18 protein-coding genes and 3 pseudogenes are annotated in these 21,664 nt (G+C 63.8%); 5 read left to right on the forward strand and 16 right to left on the reverse strand.

Going from position 1 to position 21,664, the window contains the following annotated elements:
* Positions 1-29: 29 nt before the first annotated feature.
* The 11 genes from MB84_RS01855 to MB84_RS01910 all read right to left on the reverse strand — a co-directional run bounded on the left by MB84_RS01855 (position 30) and on the right by MB84_RS01910 (position 13,217).
* Positions 30-1,871, reverse strand: a complete 1,842-nt coding sequence (locus MB84_RS01855; protein WP_157122612.1) for a hypothetical protein — start codon at positions 1,869-1,871, stop codon at positions 30-32.
* 268 nt (positions 1,872-2,139) lie between these two features.
* The gene (locus MB84_RS01860) at positions 2,140-3,912 is read right to left on the reverse strand and encodes a hypothetical protein (RefSeq protein ID WP_046290536.1); all 1,773 of its coding nucleotides are present in this window, start codon (positions 3,910-3,912) and stop codon (positions 2,140-2,142) included.
* A 594-nt stretch (positions 3,913-4,506) separates the two neighbouring features.
* Positions 4,507-6,501, reverse strand: coding sequence for a hypothetical protein (locus MB84_RS01870; protein WP_046290538.1), 1,995 nt, complete (start codon positions 6,499-6,501; stop codon positions 4,507-4,509).
* Positions 6,502-6,901: 400 nt separating this feature from the next.
* Positions 6,902-7,849: an NAD(P)H-dependent flavin oxidoreductase gene (locus MB84_RS01875; protein WP_046290539.1), complete on the reverse strand. Its 948-nt coding sequence runs from the start codon at positions 7,847-7,849 to the stop codon at positions 6,902-6,904.
* A 405-nt stretch (positions 7,850-8,254) separates the two neighbouring features.
* Entirely contained in the window at positions 8,255-9,178 is a 924-nt protein-coding gene (locus MB84_RS01880; RefSeq protein WP_046290540.1) for an MBL fold metallo-hydrolase, read from the reverse strand.
* Between the two features lie 85 nt (positions 9,179-9,263).
* Positions 9,264-9,695, reverse strand: coding sequence for a MaoC family dehydratase (locus MB84_RS01885; RefSeq protein ID WP_046290541.1), 432 nt, complete (start codon positions 9,693-9,695; stop codon positions 9,264-9,266).
* A 69-nt stretch (positions 9,696-9,764) separates the two neighbouring features.
* The gene (locus MB84_RS01890; protein WP_425415882.1) at positions 9,765-9,956 is read right to left on the reverse strand and encodes a DUF1289 domain-containing protein; all 192 of its coding nucleotides are present in this window, start codon (positions 9,954-9,956) and stop codon (positions 9,765-9,767) included.
* A gap of 72 nt (positions 9,957-10,028) precedes the next feature.
* Positions 10,029-10,547 carry a YbaK/EbsC family protein gene (locus MB84_RS01895; RefSeq protein WP_046290543.1) on the reverse strand — a complete coding sequence of 173 codons (519 nt, stop codon included), beginning with the start codon at positions 10,545-10,547 and terminating at the stop codon, positions 10,029-10,031.
* A 25-nt stretch (positions 10,548-10,572) separates the two neighbouring features.
* Complete coding sequence (locus tag MB84_RS01900) at positions 10,573-11,508, reverse strand: hydroxymethylglutaryl-CoA lyase (RefSeq protein ID WP_046290544.1); 936 nt, start codon at positions 11,506-11,508, stop codon at positions 10,573-10,575.
* A gap of 85 nt (positions 11,509-11,593) precedes the next feature.
* Entirely contained in the window at positions 11,594-12,538 is a 945-nt protein-coding gene (locus MB84_RS01905) for a 2-hydroxyacid dehydrogenase (protein ID WP_046290545.1), read from the reverse strand.
* 127 nt (positions 12,539-12,665) lie between these two features.
* Positions 12,666-13,217 carry a YaeQ family protein gene (locus MB84_RS01910; RefSeq protein WP_046290546.1) on the reverse strand — a complete coding sequence of 184 codons (552 nt, stop codon included), beginning with the start codon at positions 13,215-13,217 and terminating at the stop codon, positions 12,666-12,668.
* 236 nt (positions 13,218-13,453) lie between these two features.
* On the opposite strand from MB84_RS01910, the gene MB84_RS01915 reads away from it, so the two are divergent.
* Positions 13,454-14,290 carry an alpha/beta fold hydrolase gene (locus MB84_RS01915; RefSeq protein WP_046290547.1) on the forward strand — a complete coding sequence of 279 codons (837 nt, stop codon included), beginning with the start codon at positions 13,454-13,456 and terminating at the stop codon, positions 14,288-14,290.
* Positions 14,291-14,375: 85 nt separating this feature from the next.
* On the opposite strand, the gene MB84_RS01920 is transcribed toward MB84_RS01915, so the two are convergent.
* From MB84_RS01920 to MB84_RS01930, 3 genes are all read right to left on the reverse strand, one after another.
* Positions 14,376-14,759 carry a helix-turn-helix domain-containing protein gene (locus tag MB84_RS01920; protein WP_046290548.1) on the reverse strand — a complete coding sequence of 128 codons (384 nt, stop codon included), beginning with the start codon at positions 14,757-14,759 and terminating at the stop codon, positions 14,376-14,378.
* A gap of 616 nt (positions 14,760-15,375) precedes the next feature.
* Positions 15,376-16,110, reverse strand: a complete 735-nt coding sequence (locus MB84_RS31565) for a helix-turn-helix domain-containing protein (protein ID WP_084009562.1) — start codon at positions 16,108-16,110, stop codon at positions 15,376-15,378.
* Between the two features lie 128 nt (positions 16,111-16,238).
* Complete coding sequence (locus MB84_RS01930; RefSeq protein WP_046290549.1) at positions 16,239-17,162, reverse strand: DMT family transporter; 924 nt, start codon at positions 17,160-17,162, stop codon at positions 16,239-16,241.
* A gap of 218 nt (positions 17,163-17,380) precedes the next feature.
* On the opposite strand from MB84_RS01930, the pseudogene MB84_RS01935 reads away from it, so the two are divergent.
* Positions 17,381-17,872 (forward strand): annotated as a pseudogene (locus MB84_RS01935) (GGDEF domain-containing protein).
* Positions 17,873-17,911: 39 nt separating this feature from the next.
* On the opposite strand, the gene MB84_RS01940 reads toward MB84_RS01935, so the two are convergent.
* Positions 17,912-18,157, reverse strand: a complete 246-nt coding sequence (locus tag MB84_RS01940; RefSeq protein ID WP_046290550.1) for a hypothetical protein — start codon at positions 18,155-18,157, stop codon at positions 17,912-17,914.
* A 383-nt stretch (positions 18,158-18,540) separates the two neighbouring features.
* On the opposite strand from MB84_RS01940, the pseudogene MB84_RS01945 reads away from it, so the two are divergent.
* A pseudogene (locus tag MB84_RS01945) lies at positions 18,541-19,380 on the forward strand (IS256 family transposase); the annotation flags it as partial.
* 39 nt (positions 19,381-19,419) lie between these two features.
* On the opposite strand, the gene MB84_RS01950 reads toward MB84_RS01945, so the two are convergent.
* A complete protein-coding gene (locus MB84_RS01950; protein ID WP_046290551.1) occupies positions 19,420-20,670 on the reverse strand; it encodes an IS256 family transposase in 1,251 nt (416 codons plus the stop codon).
* 56 nt (positions 20,671-20,726) lie between these two features.
* Between MB84_RS01950 and MB84_RS01955 the strand changes: the two are divergent.
* Together MB84_RS01955 and MB84_RS01960 are read left to right on the forward strand one after the other, a co-directional pair.
* Positions 20,727-21,158, forward strand: a pseudogene (locus MB84_RS01955) (transposase); the annotation flags it as partial.
* A 271-nt stretch (positions 21,159-21,429) separates the two neighbouring features.
* Complete coding sequence (locus MB84_RS01960; protein WP_052652863.1) at positions 21,430-21,663, forward strand: hypothetical protein; 234 nt, start codon at positions 21,430-21,432, stop codon at positions 21,661-21,663.
* Position 21,664: the final 1 nt, after the last annotated feature.

Below are 21,664 nucleotides of genomic sequence, written 5' to 3' on the forward strand. Positions count from 1 at the left end.
CGGATGAAGACGATCATGCGAGCGATGTGTCAGTCGGCTTGTGGTGCAGGTTCGGGCGATTCACGCCCGGACGGCTCGAGATCTCCCGGCACGGACGCACGACGCCGTCCCGCCGCAGGCCGAACCGAGGCGCTCAGGCGAGGGCTCGAGGACGACAGCGAACTTCGCGAAGTTCCGGCGCTGCCGGCACTGCCCAGACTGGACTGACTGCCGGGCGGGCTTCGGCGTGACGCGAGCGGACGCGTGACCGACACCGTGTAGGGACTACCGGTGCGATGGCCGATATCGGCGAAGGCCACATCCAGTATGTCGACGACATCCTGCGGTTCGTCGGCCCACACGAACGAGACGGCCTTGTTGCGGCTCCACGGGTCGAGCAGCAGGGTCGTGTCGCGCGTCATGTAGGCGGCCCACGCAAACTGTCCCGAAGAGAGACCGTCCGGAAGCAGGCTCTCGCGAAGGCGTGGCGTCGACGCGTCGAGCATGTCGATGAAGCGGTGCGACTCCGTGAAGAGCACCATCACGTGCGGCGAGCGATTCTTCGGCTGGACAGTGATCATGCGTAGCTGGTCGCTGCTGACCCCGTCCTGAAGCAGGAAATGAAAGAGAATCTCCGCGTTCTCCTGACAGAACGCTTCGGCGAAGGGGTGTGAGTAGTAGTACCGCGCCGTGGCTTCGGCAGTCAGACACTGCTGCTTGACGAGCGGTAAGCGCTGGTCGATGTCGCGCATCGCGACGCGCAGGGCAGCGCGGTGATCGATGATCGAGTTGTCGCGTATCGCGCGCAAATCGGGGCGATTCGAGCGCAGCAGATGCAGGCGGCTCAGATCCGCGAAGGCGTTATGAATCGCTTCCTGTGCGCCTTCGTCGGTGACATGCATGGTCGCAGTGAAGATGCTATCGAAGCTTGTGGCGATGCTGTCGGGACTGATCGGTCGGCTAGGTCCGCACCCGCCGCCGCATACGCGCAACGGCTCATGCGCACGCCACCGATCTGTGACCGGATCATAAGTCACAGGCACCTGCGCCCGCGTTTGACGAGGCGCATCGATGAGCCAGTGATCGCCACTGAGGCCCTGCGAGATGCGGTAGTAACCGGCTTCGCCGCGCAGATAACGATGACCACCGACGAAGACGAGACGTGTCGCTTTCTCCGTGGGCAACTCGGCCTGCGTGAATGTTTGCTCGTAGCCGTCGAGATGGTCGAATTCACCCCGGATAGCGAAGCGGCTCACAGGCCGTTCTGCGGCCAGGTTGTCCGGCAATGTTATGGCCCCGATGCGCTCGTCCTTCGGGATTTGCCACAGGTGGGTTTTCGGCGGACGACGCCCGCGCAACTTAGCGGCCCGCCTCGGGGGGGCGAGTTCAGGGGCGGCAGGCGAGCCGCTACCTCGTGGGGACGCGAACTGCGCCAGTCCGATGATCCGGTCAATGGACGGCGGTTTGCCGTCGATGCTGTCCACGGCGATATCGGAGACCTCCGCCGGTAGCCGCAGCATCTGCACTTCGGGAATAAGGCCGGAGGTGATGTCGATGGCCGTCCCCCACGTCTTGACGATTTCGCGCGTCTCGCGCGGGACCTCGCGGCCGGTGACGAGCGAATAAGCGTCGGTCATCGATTCACCGGTACTTGCGAACGGCGTTCGTGCGGCCGCAACGGCTCGGAGGACATCGACCGGCGAGTACTGCGACTTGACCTGAACCTGCGGCACAGGCTGGGCGACGACCTCGTCGGGCCGAGGCGCGCCGTGGAAATCGTCACGACCGTCCGGTGCCAGAGCACGCTCGGAGGGGTTACGAAATTCCCGCGGCAGCGATGCCGATGCCGACGCCGAAGCGTATGCCGACGCGGACGTGACGAAGTTCGTCACCAGAAGGATCGCAAACGCGGCGGGCCATGATGTGCTGCCGGATTGGCGCGATGAAGCATGCGTTTCGACGGCGTCGTCGGATGCCCGCGCGATTCGAGCGCGGCGAAAGGCACAGGGAAAGGTGCCGTCATCGCGTTTGCGCATCATGGTTTGCGATGGGCCGTAGCACGGCGTCGTGCGGACCGCGCGCCGGTGGGTTGTCAAGGACACGGCGAGATCTCCGAAGGCAATGCTGCGTTAATGACGTTCTCGATATCGACGACCGGCGCTACACTGCGCTCCCCCCGGCCCCCCCGGTTCCGGGCATACGAACCGAGACGTTTGAGCCGCTGGCCGAACTCCCGGACCCGCCGAACGAGCCGCTGCTGCCTGCACTCCCAAGACTGCTCGCGCTGCCCCGGCGCTGCCCCAGCGGCCGATTGATGGAGACCCAGTAAATGTTGCCCGGCCGATGGCCGATCTCGATGAGTGCGTCGTCGAGCGCATCGACCATCGCGAGCGAGTGCGTGGCGTGGGCGAACGATGTGGCGCGAGACCGGCTCCACGGATCGAGAAGCACCGTGGAGTCGCGGGCTTCGTAAGCTTCGCGCGCGAAGAGCATATCGATGAGGCCTTCGGGCCCCACGTTGAGTGGCGGATGCGGTGTTGCCTCCTCAAGCAGACGGATCAGGCGCTCCGATTCCGTGTACAACACCATCACATGCGGCGGCCGGTTCTTGGGCTTGATCGTGATCATGCGAAGGTTCTCGAGGGGTACCTGGTTCGCCAGCAGGAAGTGGAAAAGGATCTCCGCGTTTTCCTGACAGAACGCCTCGGCGTAGGGGTTCCATATGTAGTGCAGCGCGGTGATCTGCGCCGCCTGTTCTTGCTGCTTGAGCAATGGGAGGCTTGGCTTAATCCGCTTCATCGATGAGCGCAGAGCCAGTCGGTGATCAACGATCGAGTTGTCGCGCATCGCCCGAAGGTCCGGACGATTGCTGCGCGTCAGATGCAGACCGGCGAGATCGTCGAACGCGTAGATGATTGCATCACGCACGTTTTCGTTATGCAGATGGGCGACGGCGTCTCTGACCCTGTCCCGATCGAGCGTAATGCTGTCGGGGGTCGCTTCGCGGCTTGGCCCGCAACCGCCGCCGCAAAGCCGCAGCGGCGCTTCCGCTCGCCAGCGTCCGGTGGCGGCATCGAAGTGTAATGGCACCAGCGCAGCACGACCGCTGCCCGGCGGTGCCGAGACGAGCCAATGGTCGAGGCTCTGGCCACGGGTCGCACGGTAGTAGCCCGCCGCGCCACGCAGATAGAGGCGACCGTCGATCATGACGATCCGACGCTGTGGATCGGCCGGTGTCTTGTCGGGGGCAAGCGACTGCACATAGCCATCCAGATGTTGCGCCTCGCCTTCGATATGCCAATCGTGCGCCAAGTACGGCGTGTCGTGAGAGGGGCCACGGACAATGGATGCTTTAGCGAACGCCATGTCCTCCTCCAGCGCGACCGCATGGCGTTCGCTCTCTGCGTCGATCCGTGCTTCGTGTCGGCGCCACGCGATGGCGTCGGGTTGTGCGGCCGCCGAAGGGCGCGATGCCCTGGCATGCCCTTTGCGTCGGGATACCTGTTGCCACTTTTCGTGGAGCATTGCGTTGACGTCCGGCGGCTTTCGGATAGCGCCCCGGCTTGCAAAATTGTGCGAGTCAGACGCCTGAATCATGTGGATCAACCGCTCTGGTGCCACCGATCGGCCTTCCATGCGATCCGCGGCAATGCCTGCGGCATCGCCCGGGATTCTCGATATCCCGACGTCAGGCACCAATCCAGTGGCGAAGTCGAGCGCCTCGGTCCATTGGCCGACCGTCTTGCGCGTGTCGATGCGGACTTCCTCGCCGGTGACGAGCGTATACATCTGAAGCAACGAATCACCCGTATGTCGGAAGGGCTCGCTCGACGCCGCGACGGCGTGCAGGAATTCCGGCAGCGTGTAGTTCGACTTGATAGCGGGCATCTTTACGGGACGTACGGCCACGACGTCGGGCGCTTGGCCTGGCATGGGTAAATCACCCGAATTCCCTCCGGTGGAAATCTGGGGCGAGCCGCCGTCGATGCGAGGGTCCGCTGGGGGGGATTTGTGCATTGACGCGCCCCACGGGACGGCGCTTCTTGCGGGTGGCGTCAGATTGGCGACGAAGAGGATGGCGAACGCCGCGGGCCACGCACTGCAGGGGGGCGTGGCCGCGCGATGTGCGGTTCTGCGCGACGTCGGTGCACGCTCGGCGCGTGCGCAATGGAGCGCGCAAGCCGCATGGGCGTGGCGAAACGCCTTTGCGAGCGGATTGCGGGGCGCACCCCGCGTTCGCGACGATGGCTCCGAAGCGCGCAGTCCGTAGAAGGGGACGGCGCCGATGGCACGGCAATGTGATGCGTGGGACATGGCGTCCTCTCACGAAGTGACGGGCCACCGGCCACGGCGCACGTGCAGCGCCATGACGTTCCAGTGGCCCGGGAGACCAAGACTGCCATCGCACCGATGCGCCGGGCTTGCGCATCGGTCAGAGTGTCTGTCGTTTTTGGATACTCGTTATTTCGGATGGCGATATAAATGGCGGAGACCCGCGAAGCGTTTCATCCTGCCGATTCCTTCGCGTTACGCGGTCCTCGGGGTCAGGCTTGCAGCACTTGCGGAACTGCCGGAGCCTTTCGATCCTTGAGAGCCATGAGATCCGCCAGACCCCTGCGAACCCCGTGAGCCACGGGAGCCACTTGGACTCGGTCGCCCTGCGAGTGCGCGGTCGCGGGGGGCGGGGTAAGGGCGGGTGAGCGAGACTCTGAAGGGGTTGCCGGGACGGTGCCCCGTATCGAACAGTGCGGTATCCAGCTCACTCATCAGTTCCTCGATGCTCTGCGCATCGACGAACGACGACGCTTTGATCCGACTCCACGGGTCGAGCAGGACAGTGACGTCTCGCGTGAGAAACAATGCGGCGGTGAAGCGTTCTGCGCTGATGCCGTCGACATAGCCTTCGACGGGTGGTTGCGGCGTCGACAGATCGAGCAGATCGATGAAATGATCCGACTCGGTGTAGAGCACCATGACGTGCGGGGGCTGACTTTTGGGTTGCACCGTCATGATGCGGATGTGGTGGCTCGGCACCCCGCGCGCGAGCAGGTAGTGAAACAGAATCTCGGCGTTCTCCTGACAGAACGCCTCTGGGCTGAGGTCGTACACGCCGGTGTCGACATAAGCGTCGTAGTGAATCGCGGTGATTTCGGCCGCTTCGCGCTGTTGCTCGAAAAGCGTCGCGTAGGGATCGAGGCGCATGAGCTGCGGGACCAGAATCTGCCGGTGGCCGACGATGGAGTTATCGCGAAACGCACGCAGATCTTCGCGATTGGTCCGCATCAGGTGCAGGCGGCTGAGATCGCGGTAGGCGAGCTGGATGGCGTCCCGAACGTCGCGATCCGGGATGTGACGAATCGCGTCCGCGATCTGGTTCTGGCTCATCGCAACGCTGTCGGGCGTCGAATCCCGGCTCGGACCGCACCCGCCCCCGCATAGCCGCAACGGTGTTTGCGCCTGCCATCTCCCGGTCTGCGGGTCGTACGTCACAGGCACCTGAGCGCGGGCGCCGCGCGGGGCATCGATCAACCAGTGATTGGCTTGCGATGACGCGCTCAGGCGATAGAACCCGGCCTCTCCGCCGAGATAGCGGCGAGCGTCGACGACGAACATTTGTGGATGTGACGCATCGGGGCGTGCCTCGGGCGGGAGCGCTTGTGCGTAACCCCGCAGATGCGCTTGCTCGCCGTCGATGCGCTGTTCGGTGGGGCGCGCCGGGTGGTCGTCTCGCGCGATCTCAGCCGCGTCGCCTGCGTGAGTGGCATCTGCATCCACGACGGGCATCGACTTCCCGTCCCGATCGTCGATGACCGCCGTGGCGCTTGCGTCAGGGGGTGCCTGCGCAATGACGTCACCTTCGGGCTTGGCTTCGACGTCACTGTCGTTGTTGCCGTTGTCGTTGTCGTGATCGACTTCGCGGACCTCGTGCACCGACGCCGTTTGCTTAGCGGCCAACACCTCCGAAGCCACGAGATCCGCCGACGGCTCATCCGGGCGCACCGGCAATGGCGCGCTCAGTGTGCGTGGATCGCCCATCCGGATCAATGAGCCGATTCGCTCGGCATTTGTCGGCTTGCCCTGCGACGCATCGGCGGCAACCTCCGCCACATGACCGCCGAGACGCGCGCTTTGTACCGATGGAATCAACGCCGTCACCATGTCGATGAAGCTGCCGACGTCCTTCACGGTTTCCAGCGTTTGCCGGTCGAGTTCTTCACCCGCGACGAGGAGGTGCATCTCGTTGATCACCCGTCCAAGATTCTGGAACGGCGCGCTCGAAGCGCCGAAGGCGCGCATCACCTGGGGCAATGAGTAGTCGGACCTGATGGCGGCGTGTGGTGCGGGAAAGCGTTGCACGTCGTCCAACGTGCCGGCGGCGTGGCGTTCGGTGTCCCGGGTGCGGGCGTCGACTGGGCGATGCTTGTCTTTGGAAAGGGGAAGCCTCGGTCCGGCGAGTGCGTGCGGCACGAGATTGGCGACGACTGTCAGCGCGAGCACCGTCTGCCAGTGGGCAGGCGGCAATGCGCTGCCCGGCGCGTTTCGGCATGGACCCTTCGCAGGGGTGGCGTGAGCGCGCGGCGAAGCGCGCGTCCCGCGAAAGTGACGCGGAAACTCATGTGCGCCGAAGCGGCTGCTCTGGCGACGGTTTGCGGTAGGGGCGAGTCTGTAGCAGGGCGCGGAACCGATCGCGCGATGGTGTGGCACATGCGGCATGGGAAGGCCTCCGTAAACCAGATAAGGCGGGCCGTGCATGTGTCGAAGACGACAGTCTCATGCGCCAGCCCGGGTGGAGGAGATTGCCACTGGCAGGCGCGCGGATGCTTGCGTTTCGTTGGGTCGCGTTGTCGGTTCTGCGAATTTGCGAGGGGATGCCGATGTTGTCATCCGGCGCGAGACGGAAGCGTCCTCGCGCCGTAACACTTCAACCCGCCAGACGCTTGCGCGCGTCGTCGTACTCCTGCTTCAGACGCGCAATGATCTCCGCCGCCGGACGCACGTCGTCCATCAACCCCACGCCCTGACCGGCGCCCCAGATGTCCTTCCACGCTTTCGCCTTGGAGAAGTTCATCGCGGTCTTGTCGGCGGTGGGCAGGTTCTCGGGATCGAGACCCGCATTCAGAATGCTCTGGCGGATGTAGTTGCCCGATACGCCCGTGAAGAGGTTCGTGTAGACGATGTCGTTGGCGCTGGCGTCGACGATGGCCTGCTTGTAGGTGTCGCTCGCGTTCGCCTCGGTGGACGCGATGAAGCGCGTGCCGATGTAGGCGAGATCAGCGCCCATCGCCTGTGCGGCGAGAATCGAACCGCCGTTGGCAATCGAGCCGGAGAGCACGATGGGGCCGTCGAAGATTTTGCGCACTTCACCCACAAGTGCGAACGGCGAGAGCATGCCCGCATGACCGCCTGCACCGGCGGCCACGAGAATCAGGCCGTCAACACCAGCTTCGAGCGCCTTGTTGGCGTGACGCAGGTTGATGACGTCGTGCAGCACGATGCCGCCGTAGCTGTGAACGGCGTCGAGCACTTCCCTGGGCGGCGCACGCAGGCTCGTGATGAAGATCGGCACACGATGCTCGACGCACACCCGCACGTCGTGCTCAAGCCGTTGATTCGACTGATGCACGATCTGGTTGACCGCGAGCGGGCCGACGACGGCATCCGGGTTCGCGGCCTTGTACGACGCCAGCTCTTCGGTAATGCGCGACAACCAGTCTTCGAGAATCTGCGGCTCGCGCGCGTTGAGCGCCGGGAACGAGCCGACGATACCGGCCTTGCATTGTGCGAGCACCAGTTCCGGGTAGCTCACGATGAACATCGGCGACGCCACGACAGGCAACGCCAGGTTTTGCAGAATCTTGGGAAGGGCCATGAAGTCTCCTGAGGCAGGACGTTCGGTGCGCGCGCGCCGGGACGTAATAGTCAGTCGGGATGTGGAAATGCCGTCACGGCAATTTCGCGAACGATCGTTCGATTATAGGGGGTTCGGACGTCGCCCGGTGAGCGGCCACTCGAAGAAAGCTTCGGTTCCGATACGCGCATCGACGCCGTATCAGGGAAAGTCCTCTTGGGTCGACGCCCTGTGCTGACTACGATAAAGACGCGTGCCAGGGGACACCGGTAGCCGGTGTCGCAGGACGAGCGCCGCGTTAGCGACCGCAGCGTTCGTCCGGCACGTCACGTCCTCAAACGCCGCTTGCCGTCACTGGCGAGCGGCGTTATTTTTTTGCCGTAGGAACGAGACGTACGACGCCATGACGCGCAGACTCGCGTCGGCTCACGCCGCGTGCAACGTGTCCGTCTCGGCGTCGTGGCGCAGCGCACCGGCCTTGGCCAGTTCCGCGACGAGCGTGTCGAGCAACGCGGGCCACCCGGAAGGCGGCGCGAGCATCGCCGCCGCGTTGCGCCAGGCGCGCGCCGTGTCGAGCGTCGCCTTGAGCGTTGCGCCCGTCATCTGTCCTTGCGCCATCAGCTTGAACACGATGAGCACCTTCAGCGCGTTGCGCGCGTTGCGGGCGGGATCGCTTTGCAGATAGTCGAGTCGTCCGCGCGCGGCGGCCAGCGCACCGTCGATATCGTCGAACGGCTTGCCGTGTCCGGGAATCACCAGCGAGACATCGAACTGCTCGATGAGGTCGAGTACGGCGGCCTGCTCTGTGAACCCCGGCTCGCCGTCGAGTTCCGGGAAGATCACGCCGAAGCCCCGTTCCCAGAGTGCGTCGCCGGAGATGAGAATGCCGTCGGCGGCGTTGTAGAGCATCAGCGCGTGTGGATCGTGGCCCGGCGCGCCGAGCACTAGCCATTCGTGCTCGCCGAGCGGGATGGTGTCGCCGGGCGAGAGCGTGTCGTCGAACGTAAAGCGAGCGCATTGCTGGCCGGTCGCGTCGAACGACAGGCGGCGCTCGTCCCAATGACGCACCGGGTCGGCCTCGGCGGCGGGCACCCACGTGCGGCAGCCGTAGCGGGCCTGCAAGGCCGCGTTGCCGCCGCAGTGGTCGGAATGCAGGTGCGTGTTGATGAGGCGGGCGAGCGGCTGGCCGTCGGGCAGCGCGTGCGCCACGAGCGCCAGCGTTTGTTCCGAATGGCTGACGTAGCCGCTATCGACGAGCGCGGGCTCATGGCCGAGGAACAGCACATTGTTCGATGAGAGCCAGCCGCGCTCGAACACGCGCAACCCGGCGGGCAGGGCAAGCGAGGTCATTGAGCGTATCTCGTTAGGCGACGGGGACGATGTCGGTCTTGCGTGAGCGGATCGTGCGTGACGGTTGCGAGGGATGCGACGGCGCTCAGGCGGGCCTGGCGCACACGAGAATCTTGGCTGTCGCCGCGATCACCGTCTCGCCGTGCTGATTTACGGCCTCCCCGTCGAGCGACACGATGTCGCCTGCCAGCTTCTCTTTCCACAAACTGTCGGTGACCGTCCAGCGCACGGTGATGTCGTCGCCCGCATGCACGGCGCGGCGCAGCTTCATGTCGAACTCCAGGCCGAGCGGTTGCGCTGTCTTCGAGTAGTGCGTGGCCAGCAGCGCGGCGAGATAAGACATCTGCTGCGTGCCCGACGAGATCAGCCCCCCGAAACGCGGATCGGCAGCAGCGTACTCGGCGTCCAGATGCAGCGGATTGAAGTCGTGCGCGAGCGTCGAGAATTCGCGGATCGAATCCGGCGAGAAGTGATGGCTGGCGGAGAACGTCTCGCCGACGGCAACGATTTTTCCCATGAGTAAATGACGATAGTTGGGCAGAAATTGCGTGAGTGGCGTGAGTGGCGGCGCGCATCGCGAATAGGGCTACGCGTCGCTGTCGCTCGGTTTGATTGCGACCACGCGACGATGCACCTCGGGCGGCGCTTCATGCTCCGCACGGCGCGTGGGCAGCAGCGACCAGACGAGGCGTTTGGCGTCGTCCGCCATCGTCGACCATGCGGCGATCTCGTCGAGGGTGCGCCAGCAGCCCGAGCACCAGCCCGTCGCAGGATTCATGCGGCAGATGTTGGTGCAGGGCGACGGGACAGGAGTGTCGAACGAGGTCATGAGCGTGGGGCGAGTGCGACGTCAGTTTCGCAGCGCGATGTCCACGACCGGCGCGCCCGTCATCGCTACCAACTGCTGCGGCGTGAGGTTGAACACGGCGTGCGGGTGCCCGGCGGCGGCCCACAGGCTCGCGAGCTTCAGCAGGTCTTCATCGATCAGCGTGACGGGCGAGACGACATGCCCGATCGGACTCACGCCGCCAATCGAATAACCGGTCTTTTCCTTGACGAAGCGGGCGTCGGCGCGGGCGAGTTCGCCCACCTGCGCGGCGACCTTCTTCTCATCCACGCGGTTGATGCCGCTGGCGATGACGAGCACCGGCGTGTCGTCGGCCGCGCGACGGAAGATGATCGACTTGGCGATCTGCGCGACTTCGCAGCCCAGGCCTGCGGCCGCTTCTGCCGAGGTCTTGCCGGTGGCGGGTAGCAGCACGATCGGCTGGTCGTGGCCCATGCCAGCGAGCAGCCGCGCGACGTGGCGCGCCCCTTCCGGCAGTTGATGTTCGTCGGCGGATTCGGGGATCTGTGGCGTGTCGTTCATGGTCGGGTCCGGGGGGCGTCAGGCGTCAATGGGTCGAGGCAGCGGCGTCTTTCAGCTTCGCGAGCATGGCGCGACCCACGCGCGAGGCGTTCGGGCGGCCGATGGCTTGCGAAATGAAGTCGCCCGTGTGCACGACCGCTTCGAGATCGATGCCCGTCTCGATGCCCAACCCTTGCAGCAGATACAGCACGTCTTCCGTCGCCACGTTGCCGGTCGCGCCCTTGGCGTACGGACAGCCGCCGAGACCGGCGACGGACGAATGGAAGATCGAGATGCCCGAGAGCAACGCGGCGTAGATGTTGGCCGTCGCCTGACCGTAGGTGTCGTGGAAGTGCCCCGACAGACGCTCGATGGGGAACACCTTCGCACAGGCGTCCATGACTTCGCGCGTGCGCGTGGGCGTGCCAACGCCAATGGTGTCGGCAATGTCGATCTCGTCGCAACCGAGCGCCGCGAGTCGCTTGACGACGTCGACCACGCTCGCGACCGGCACTTCACCCTGATATGGGCAGCCGAGTGCGCACGAGATGCTGCCGCGCAGACGCAGACCGGCGTCTTTGGCCGCGCGGGCGACAGGCTCGAATCGCGTAATGCTCTCTTCGATGGAGCAGTTGATGTTGCGTTGCGAGAAGGCTTCGCTCGCGGCGGCGAAGATCACCACTTCGTCTGCCTTCGCGGCGACAGCGCCCTCGAAGCCTCGCATGTTCGGGGTGAGCACCGAATAGATCGTGCCCGGACGACGCGTGACGCCAGCCATGACTTCGGCCCCGTCGGCCATCTGCGGCACCCACTTCGGCGAGACGAACGACGTCGCTTCGATGTTGGCGAAGCCCGCAGCCGAGAGACGGTCGACCAGCGCGATCTTGATGTCCGTGGCGACGGGCTGCTTTTCGTTTTGCAGGCCGTCGCGCGGGCCGACTTCGACCACTTTCACACGTTGCGGCAGATGAGATGCGGACATGGGGATCGGTCTCCTCTAATTCGTCTGGTGGGGATCGGCCGCGACGCGCTCCGGCGGCGGCTCGGTGGTTTGTTCGCTCGTTCGCTCAGTAGCCGCGCGTCAGGTCGACGATGCCGGTAATGGCTTCGCCGCGTGACATCGCGGCAATCTTTCCTGCGATCTGCGCGACGGTCTCGTCACGCAGCGTCAGCGCCGAGATGTGCGGCGTGACGGTGACCTTGGGCGCGCGCCAGAACGGATGCTCGGCCGGCAACGGTTCGGTGCGGAATACGTCGAGCGTGGCACCGGCGATGTGGCCGCTGTCGAGGGCGGCCAGCAGGTCGTCGTCGACCAGATGCGCGCCGCGTGCCACGTTGATCAGGTACGCGCCCTGCGCGAGTTTCGCGAACAGGTCGGCGTTCAGCACATCCACCGTTTGCGGCGTGAGCGGCAGCAGGTTGACGAGAATGCGTGCGCCCGACACGCAGGCGTCGAAGCCTGCCTCGCCGTGATAGAGGGTGATGCCCGTGTCGTCGTGACGCTCGCTGCGGCTCCAGGCGCGCACCGGAAACCCGAACGTCTTCAGCGCTTTGGCGACGTGCGCGCCGAGCGAGCCGTATCCGAGTACCGCGACGGGGAAGTCGGCGAGCCGGTTCGGCTTCTGGAATTTCCACTGGCCTTCGGTTTGCTGAGTCTGGAAGTCGTCGAGGCGGCGGAAGTAGCGCAGTGCGGCGGCGCTGACGTATTGCGCCATCTGGTCGGCCATGCCCGCATCTTCGAGGCGCACAAGCGGAACGCCCGGCGGCAAGCGGTGAGCGCCCTCGCCGTGCGCGCCGAGCACGCCGTCGACGCCCGCGCCCATGTTGAAGATCGCCTTCAGACGCTCGCGGGGTTGCAGGACTTCGGCGTTTGGCTTCCACAGCACGATGTAGTCGGCGGGGGCGGTGTCGCCCGGCTGCCAGCCACGGATATTGGCCTGCGGCAGATGCTCGGCGAGGCCGGTTTCATAGGCGGCAGTTTTGCCGTCCGGAGAGAAGATCAGGATGTCCATGAGGTGCGCGGCAGGCGTGGGTGGACGCGTGCCGTCGCAACAGCTGCGTTCACTCGATTTACGTTAACGTCAAGTGTAACGCAGCTTCGGCTCGCCCATGTATTGGGGCGAGGCCTGAGCCAAGGGATCAGTCGCGGGCGGTCGCGCGCAGGGTTTCCAGCTTGACCGCGAAATTGTGATTGTCGTCTGCGACCCAGACTTCGCCATCCTGAATCGTGCATTGCAGGCGCATCGTGCGCGAGGCCAGCGCCGTCAGGGCTTCGGCGGATTCGTCGTCGAGCATCCGTACGGTGAGGTTCGAAAGACGGTTCACTTCCTTCTCGGTCGCCTGCCACCACACGGCGGCGGGCTTGCCGCCATAGGCGATCACGTCGACATGCTCGGCACGGCCGGCCGCTTTGACCAGCCGCCGGGCGTCCGGCTGGCCGACATCGATCCAGCGCACGATATCGCCGCCGAAATCGTGCTCCCACAGGTCCGGCTCGTCGGCCGTCGAAATGCCCTTGCCGAACGAGAGACGCTCGCCCGCATACAACATGAACGCGAGCACGCGCACCATCATGCGCTCGTCGGTTTCCGACGGGTGACGGGCAATCGTGAGATTGTGGGATGCGTAGTAGTGGCGGTCGAGGTCGGTGATTTGTACCTCGGCCTTATAGATAGTGGCTTTGAGCGCCATGCCGGGAAACCGCAGGATTGAAGAAAGTCGCAAGCATACACCAGGCGGTGCGGTGTCCTGTGCCAAGCGCGCCGGGGCCGACGCAGGACCATCGAACGTAGCCGGGACGCGTGCGCGCACGTGGCATTCCCGGCCCGGCGGCCCGCCCGGAGCAGCCCGCCACGCCCGTGGCGCGCCGCAGCAAAGGGTCCGCAAGCTCGGTATACTGGCGCCTTCGTCTTACCTGATGTATCCCCATGCCGGTTCCTGCACCGCAAACGATCGACGTCAACGGCTATCCGATGGCCTACGTCGAAACCCCCGCCCCTGCCGACGCTGTCGGCGCGCCGCTAGTGCTGGTTCACGGATCGCTCTGCGACTATCGATACTTCAAGCCCAATATGGCCCCGCTGGGGCAGCGTCGGCGCGTCATCTCGGTCAGCCTGCGTCACTATTTTCCCGAAGCCTGGAATGGCCACGACGGTGAGTTCTCCGGTGAGCAACACGCCGAGGATCTCGCCGCCTTCATCAAGGCGCTCGGTGTCGGCCCCGTGCATGTGCTTGGCCATTCGCGCGGCGGCTATGTCGCGTTGCGCACCGCGTTGCTCGCGCCCGACACCGTCCGCTCGCTGATTCTCGCCGACCCGGGTGTAGAGATCAGCGGCGGGCCGGTGCAGATTCCGCTCGACAGCGAGCGCGGCAATTTCCGTGAAGCGGCCTTGAAAGCCATCGAAGCGGGTGATATCGACGGCGGTCTCGCACTCTTTATCGACACGGTAAGCGGTCCGGACACGTGGCGTCGCATGGTGCCGTGGTTCAAACAGATGGTGCGCGACAATGCGCGCACCCTGATCGGGCAGGTCGCCGAGCCGCGCACGCCGCTGCCGATCGACGCCCTCGGCGCGCTCCACGCGCCGGTGCTGCTAATGGGGGGTGCCGAAAGTCCCGCGCCGTATCCGGACGTGCTCAACGCGCTGGCGTACGCGATGCCCGAAGCCCGTCGCATGGTGATTCAGGACGCATCGCACGGTATGAACCTCGCCAATCCGATCGCCTTTCATCGCGCGGTCGACGCCTTCCTCGGCACCGACTGATCCGGCGAGCGCAGCGTCGAACCCCGGCGCTGCCGCCCGTGCCTCGCCTGTCATGTGCGCTCGCTGCCGGGCGCGTCTTTTCCGCTCATTCGTCACGCAACAAACCGTGGCCCAGCCGTAGGCTCAGGGTGCGGACCAGGTCGGCCATCCATGCCTGATCGCGATCGGACAACTTCTGCATGGCACGATTGAGCGACGGATACGGATCGCAGGGCACCGACACGCCCGCGCCGATGTCTGCTGCCATGCCGTTCGACGAGTCGAACGCCAGCAACTCATGCGGGGGCAGCCCCAGGGTGTCGGCAAGAATGCAGATGTTGCGCAGCGAGATATTGCGTTTGCCGCGCTCGACACCACTCAGATAGGAACGTGCGAGACCGCTCTCCAGCGCAAGCTTGTCCTGCGCCCAGTTGTACTTCTTGCGCAAACCGGCGAGATGTCTGCCGAATCGAAATAAATTGGTGTCCATAAAAAAGTTTCCTTGTTCGGGACGAGAAGATTGGAACAAAAATCCGGCATCGGGGACGGGGCCTCGGGTGTCCCTCGTTTGTGAGGCACGAACTACCGGGAGCGACGCGCAGATTTTTTGCGGACTTTCGGAGAAGGCACAACGAGTGCAGTCGTTCCGACGGTGACGGTGGCGCTATTTCGCGTACCTCCGTACCGCACCGACGCGCTGGGAAACGCGTTGCCGCCCTCCCGTCAACCAGCGCCGCGCAGTGTGACACTGGTCTGACCGGTAGAAGTAGAGCGGGGATTCTGAAAGGTTCCGCGTTGGGATGTCACTCGATGATGACGAGCCGAGCCGGATATGGTGTCCAGCCCCGTGGAATTGCGGTAGGCGTCGACGCGCTGTCGCTCCTGTCGTCGTTGACGCGCACGTCGCCACCTTCTCTGGGTTCGGTGACGACGCAGTCCGCGCGAGAGCGGCTATTTTTAATAGGTTAACCAGTCACTTTTACGAGACGAATCATCGCGCAACGCCCCCCGTGTAGGCGGGGGACTTTGCGCGATGTCCTAAGCGCGAATGGCGTGACGATGGCGCACGCTTTCGACCATCCCTCGTTTGCGCCTTCGTTTGCGCATTACCCGCGTTCTTCCCTGCGGGCAGGCCAGCGCAGTGGGTCCTCTTGCGCCACGGCATTCGAGCCCGGCGCTGCGGCCGCGCGGGGTGATCGGTTCATTTCGTCGTCTTGCCGACGGTCCGGATCGTCGATGCGGTGAGGGACCTCGCTCGTCTGCGCGTCGGCACGCGTCATGTTGGCTTCCGAAGACGCTTCCGAGAGTGCCGGGTAGCGAGTGGGCGAGGCGGAGGAGGGCTGATGACGGACGGGAAATTCGGCGTCCAGGTCCCCACTGTCGTCGCGCGTGTCATCATCGAATGCATCCGAGTGCGCGCCGACGGACGCTGTGCCGTGGGACGATGACGCATAAGCGCTCGTGGTGGCTGGCGGCGCCGCATGACTCAGGCGCGAACTGAGACTGCGGATGATCTCCGCAAGCCAGACCTGATCGCGGTTCTCCAGCTTGCACAGCGACCGGCTGATCTGCGGCAGGGGGGTGCGTTCGGAGGCCAGCGCCGTGTCTTCCGCACTGCCTGCGGCCGGAGCGAAACGCAGCATTTCGGACGTCGGCACGCCCAGCGTGTCTGCCAACACACAAATGTTGACGAGGGCGACATTGCGTCTGCCCCGTTCGATACCGCTGACATACGAGCGTGCCAGACCGCTCTCGAGGGCAAGCTTCTCCTGCGACCAGCCGCGCGCCTTACGCAAGCGGGCCAGATGGTCTCCGAACAGGGCGAGTGGATTGGTTTGCATGGCGAACTCCGTTGACGAGTCACACAGCGTAATCAATCCCCCCGCGCCCTGCGACGTTATATCGCTCTCCTCCCCATGCGTGACGGGCGGGCCTCTATAAAGAGTCGGTAACGCTAATAGCGCAAAATTTATCGGACGCTTCCCAATTCATCCGCCACAACGGGCATCGGTTCACGCGCTTTGCGAATCGGCAGATGCCAGTTCTCCCCGAGGGCCACCCCCGCGAGAATCAACGCGCCGCCCAGCAGGTGATAACCGGCGAGATGCTCCCCGAGACCGAAGGCTGCGATCAGCGCCGTGAAGATCGGTACCAGATTGATGACGACGGTCGCTCGACGCGGGCCGATGCGCGCAACGCCGATCATCCAGATGAACGGGGCGGCAATGGACACCGGGATCGTCGCGAAGGCCAGCTCCGGCAGGTTGTCCATCGAAACGCCAGCCTTCTCCGAGATGAGGTAGAACGGCAGTAGCGCGACGACGGCGAACACGATCTGCGCGTACAGCGACGGCAGTGGGGCGAGCGGCAGATGCCATTTGCGCAGCAGCACGCAGTAGACGGCGTAGGCGAGCATGGCAGCGACCATCATGGCGTCGCCCACACCGATGCCCTGATCGGCGAGATGCAGCAGCGAGCCGTGTCCGACGACCAGCAGCACGCCACCGATCGACAGCAAGCCACCGGCCAGCGCGCCGGCCGTGAGGGCGTCGCCCAGCAGCATGACCGCGAGCGCGAGCGTCGTGAGGGGCAGCAGCGCCAGAATGATCCCCATATTGGTGGCACTCGTGTAATGCGCTGCCGAATAGGCGAGGCCCTGATAGATCGCCATGCCCAGCACGCCGAGGGTGGCGTACTGCGTCATATGCGGCACAAATTGACTGCGCGCGCGCCACAACGCGGGCAACGCGAACGGCGTGAGCAGCAACGCGGCGGCGAACCAGCGAAGGAAGGCGATTTCCGCAGGGAAGATGTGACCGACGGCGAGCTTGTTGACGATCACGTTGGCCGACCAGATAAGCACTGCGGTCAGCGGAAGAATGAAATTAGCCATGATGTATGCGATGTGCCGGTCGGAAAGCGACCGGCGGGTGACTTGCGAACTGAGGCAAATTGTCCGCCCTAACGGTACCCGTCGCATAGCGAATTTCAGACAAACGATAAGGGATTTCGGACGCGGTGTCCGACGCATCGTCGCCGCCTGATCACCGCCATACGCCCAGGTCTCGTGCGTGCATTTCGCAGTCCGTCGTTCTCGAGTGTCTGGTACTGATGGATCTGGATCACTTCAAGCGCATCGACGACACGCTCGGCCACGCAGCAGGCGACTCGGCGCTACGACGCTTTGCCGGATTACTGCGTCGGCGTCTGCGAGAGATCGATGCGGTGGGGCGATAGGGCGGGGAAGCGTTTGGTGCCTTGCTGGTCAACACCGGCGAAGTCGCTGGACGCGATGTGATGCATCGGTTGCTTGCCGATTTGCGCGCCCGCGTAGCGCAGGCAGAAGCGCAAATGCAGCAAGAGGAAGCGCTTCGCGTGTCGTTCACGGAGTGCGCGGTGAGCATCGGACTGGTGCCGTCTTCGAGCGCTTTCGATACGCCGCAGGCGTGGCTTCAGCAAGCCGATCATGCGGTGTATCGGGCTAAACGTCAGGGGCGCGACGGCATGGTGGTGCTTGAAGCAGGCGTGTCCGGGGCAGGGACGGCAGCAGATCGCGAAACGGCGACCGGCGCTACAGGTGCAACAAGCGCCATAGGCGCCTGACCTTCAGCCGCTCAGACTCGGTGACCCGGACTCAGTAACTCAGCGCGTGCGCAGGCGCGCGAAAGCGCCGCGCAACGCGGCGGGCAGGCCTGCGGCGAAATTGAACGGACGGGCCAGTGCGGCCAGACCCTCGCCATTGAGCACGCGCGCGCCTTCCAGATGCGTGGCTAGTACGCAGAAATCTTCACGGCGCATGCCCACACGCTGGCAAGCGTGGTCGAGTTGCTTAAGGTCACTCGGATGCAGGCTGATGGTGACGGTGATGCGCTCTGGGTCGGTGTTCATGACTTTCAATGTTCTCTTTTTCAATGCATCGGGCATGACGCGCGGGAAGGCGCATGCCAAACGCCTGCGCGATAACGCGGGCGAGCCGGATCCGACTGCGTGGGATCGGGCCTGTAAGGGGCACATGGCGGACACGTCGAGCGAACGAAACGGCGTCAGGGAAAAGACGATTTCGGTCCGCCGATGCACGCGATGTCTGATCGTGGCGTCGGATTGTGCTAGGTAACGCGTGGGCAATACGAGGCTGTGGGCGCGTGGAGCTATTGTCGAATCTGGTGTACGGGGTGCTTTGGGAAATATGAGAAGGCGGTGGCGGTTTAGCTGAGAATGTTGCTTGTCGAAGGCACACCGAGCAAAGCCGGCGCGAGCCGGCCCCGACCACCATGAAGAAGATTATGAAAGAAACGAACGGCAGAAAAGCACAAACGAAGAGCGCGCTCGATGAACTGATCCAGCAAGGCGCGCGGCAGATCATCGAGCAGGCAGTCGAAGCGGAACTGGCGAGCATGCTTGAACAGTACAGCAACGTGAGGTCGATCGACGGTCGGCGTGCCGTGGTGCGCAACGGCTACCTACCAGAGCGCGAAGTCGTCACGGCCATCGGTCCGGTGCCGGTTCGGGTACCGAAGGTGCGTGATCGCTCGGGTTCGGGCATCCGCTTCAATTCGGCGGTCGTGCCGCCGTACGTTCGCAAATCCGCACGCGTGTCGGCCGCACTACCGTGGCTGTACCTGCGAGGCATCTCGACGGGCGACATGAGCGAAGCCATGGGCATCATGCTGGGCGGCCAGGTCAGCGGCCTGTCGCCAAATGTGGTGAGTCGTCTGAAGGCGCAATGGGCCGATGAGCATGCTCAGTGGAATCAGCGTGAGTTGTCGTTGGCGCGCTGGGTGTACTGGTGGGCTGACGGCATTCACACCGGCGTGCGCAGCGACGATTCCGACGGCCAGTGCCTGTTGGTGATCATTGGTGTCAAACCGGACGGAACGAAAGAGCGTGTGGCGATCAGTGACGGGTATCGGGAATCGAAGGCGTCGTGGGCCGAACTGCTGCTCGATCTGAAAAAGCGCGGTCTGCAGTCAGGGCCGCTGCTGGCTTGCGGAGATGGTGCGATGGGATTCTGGGCAGCGATGGAAGAAGTGTTCCCGCAGACCAAGCATCAGCGCTGCTGGTTCCACAAGATGGGCAACGTGCTCAACGCGCTGCCGAAATCGCAGCAGGCGGGGGTGTCAGAAATTCCGTGTTCAAGGCGGGGTTGAGGTTTACACGGATGGCCGGACGAAACGATCCTCGTAAAGGATAGCGAATTGGTTCATAGCTGTCTTCCAATCTTGAGCGGCGCGGCCCCAATCTGCGGTGATGTTACGCAGCGCCAGCCAGATCAGCTTTGTTGCCGCATCATCGGTTGGGAAATGGCCTCGGGTCTTGATGATCTTGCGAAGCTGCGAGTTGATGTTCTCAATAGCGTTCGTTGTGTAGATCACCCGGCGCACAGCGGGCGGGAACGCGAAGAACGGAATGACACGATCCCAGGCATTGCGCCACGCGGCACTGACCGGCGGGAATTTCTGGCCCCACGGCCCTTGGGAAAATGCGTCCAATTCGGCCAGAGCCGCCTCGGCGCTTGGTGCCGTATAGATCGGCTTGATTGCGGCGGCCAGCCCCTTACGATCCTTCCAGCTCGCGTAATCCAAACTGTTGCGGATCAGGTGGACGATGCACGTTTGCAACGTCGTCGCTGGAAACACCGCGGCTAACGCCTCGGGCATGCCTTTGAGGCCGTCAGTCACAGCAATCAGGATGTCGCCCACGCCGCGCGTTTTCAGATCGTTGAACACTTTCATCCAGAACTTGGCCCCCTCGGTGTTCTCGATCCACAGGCCCAGGATGTCGCGCGTGCCGTCGGGCAGAATGCCCAGCGCGAGATAAATGGCCTTGTTACGCACGACGGCATCCTCGCGGATCTTCACGCGCAGCGCGTCGAAGAACACGACCGGATACATCGGCTCAAGTGGCCGAGCCTGCCACGCCGTGACTTCAGCCATCACTTCGTCAGTGACTGAGCTGATGAACTCGGGCGAGACCTCGGTGCCGTACTGCTCCAGAACAAAGCCCTGAATCTCGCGCACGGTCATACCCCGGGCGTACATGGCGACTATCTTGTCGTCGAAGCCTGTAAAGCGTCGTTCGTGTTTGGGGATCAACAGTGGTTCGAAGCTGCCATCACGGTCGCGGGGCACCCCGATGCGAATCGGGCCGCCTTCAGTCAGAACCGTCTTGGCGCCTTTGCCATTGCGCTGATTGGTCACGCTGGCCGGTTTGGCCGCGCCAGGCGCGTAGCCGAGATGGTGATTGAGCTCGCCCCCCAGCGCGCGTTCTATGAGCGCCTTCTTGAGCGCAAGCGTCGCGGCGTGGATGGCTTCGGCCGTCATCGGGCCGTTACCGAATTGTTCAAGCAATTCAGCGGGAATTGCCGGTAGCTCTACCGGCGGGGTCTTCGGTTTGCGAGGCATAGTCACTCCTTGGCGACATGTTATGCCTCAAACACGAAATTAATGACAGGCCCCAGCAGGCCCGCGCCAAAAAGGCGATGCAGGACATTTGGATGGCCGCCACGCGTGCCGAAGCGCTGGTTGCCTTCAATCACTTCGTTGATACCCACTCGGCAAAGTATCCGAAGGTGGTCGAAAAGCTGACGCAAGATCGCGACGAGCTGCTGGCATTTTACGATTTCCCGGCCGAACACTGGCAGCATCTGCGCACGACGAATCCGATTGAATCGACCTTCGCGACGGTGCGTCACCGCACCAAGCGCACGCGTAACTGCGTCTCGCGCGCGACGTTCCTCGGCCTGGCATTCAAGCTGATCGAGTCGGCCGAAGACTCGTGGCGGCGCATCCGCGCCCCCGAAAAGATCGCGACGATGCTTGACGGGATGACGTTCAAGGATGGAGAGCCGGTGACCGACAGCACACCGGCTCAGCAGCCCCTGGCCGCCTAATCTTGCTCACGCCCCGTACACCAGATTTGACTTTAACTCTGGGCGCGTAATCCGCCGCCTGAGTGTTGCGCGGCGGCGGTACGGCACTAACGCGTGAGAGCGATGCCTCGTTACTACAGGGAGGGATGACTCTCCATCCGGCCATTGCACAAGCGCCGGAATACAGCATGAGTACTGCGGGACTACGAATTGCAACTGCGGGTATTGCTTGGATACTGCAGGGTACTGCGGTGATGCGAGACCTTCTGAACTACAGGACTGCGGTTGATGCGTGTACAGCGATGCAGACGTCAAACTACCGATACTGCGACTTGCTGAACTGCTACTGCGGATAAAGCGGAACTACGAGAACTACAAGACTTCCGAACTGCTACTGCTACTGCTACTGCTACTGCTACTGCTACTGCTACTGCTACTGCTACTGCTACTGCTACTGCTACTGCTACTGCTACTGCTACTGCTACTGCTACTGCTACTGCTACTGCTTGCTACAAGACGACGCTGAA

This window comes from Pandoraea oxalativorans (assembly GCF_000972785.3).
GTDB classification, from domain to species: Bacteria; Pseudomonadota; Gammaproteobacteria; order Burkholderiales; family Burkholderiaceae; genus Pandoraea; species Pandoraea oxalativorans.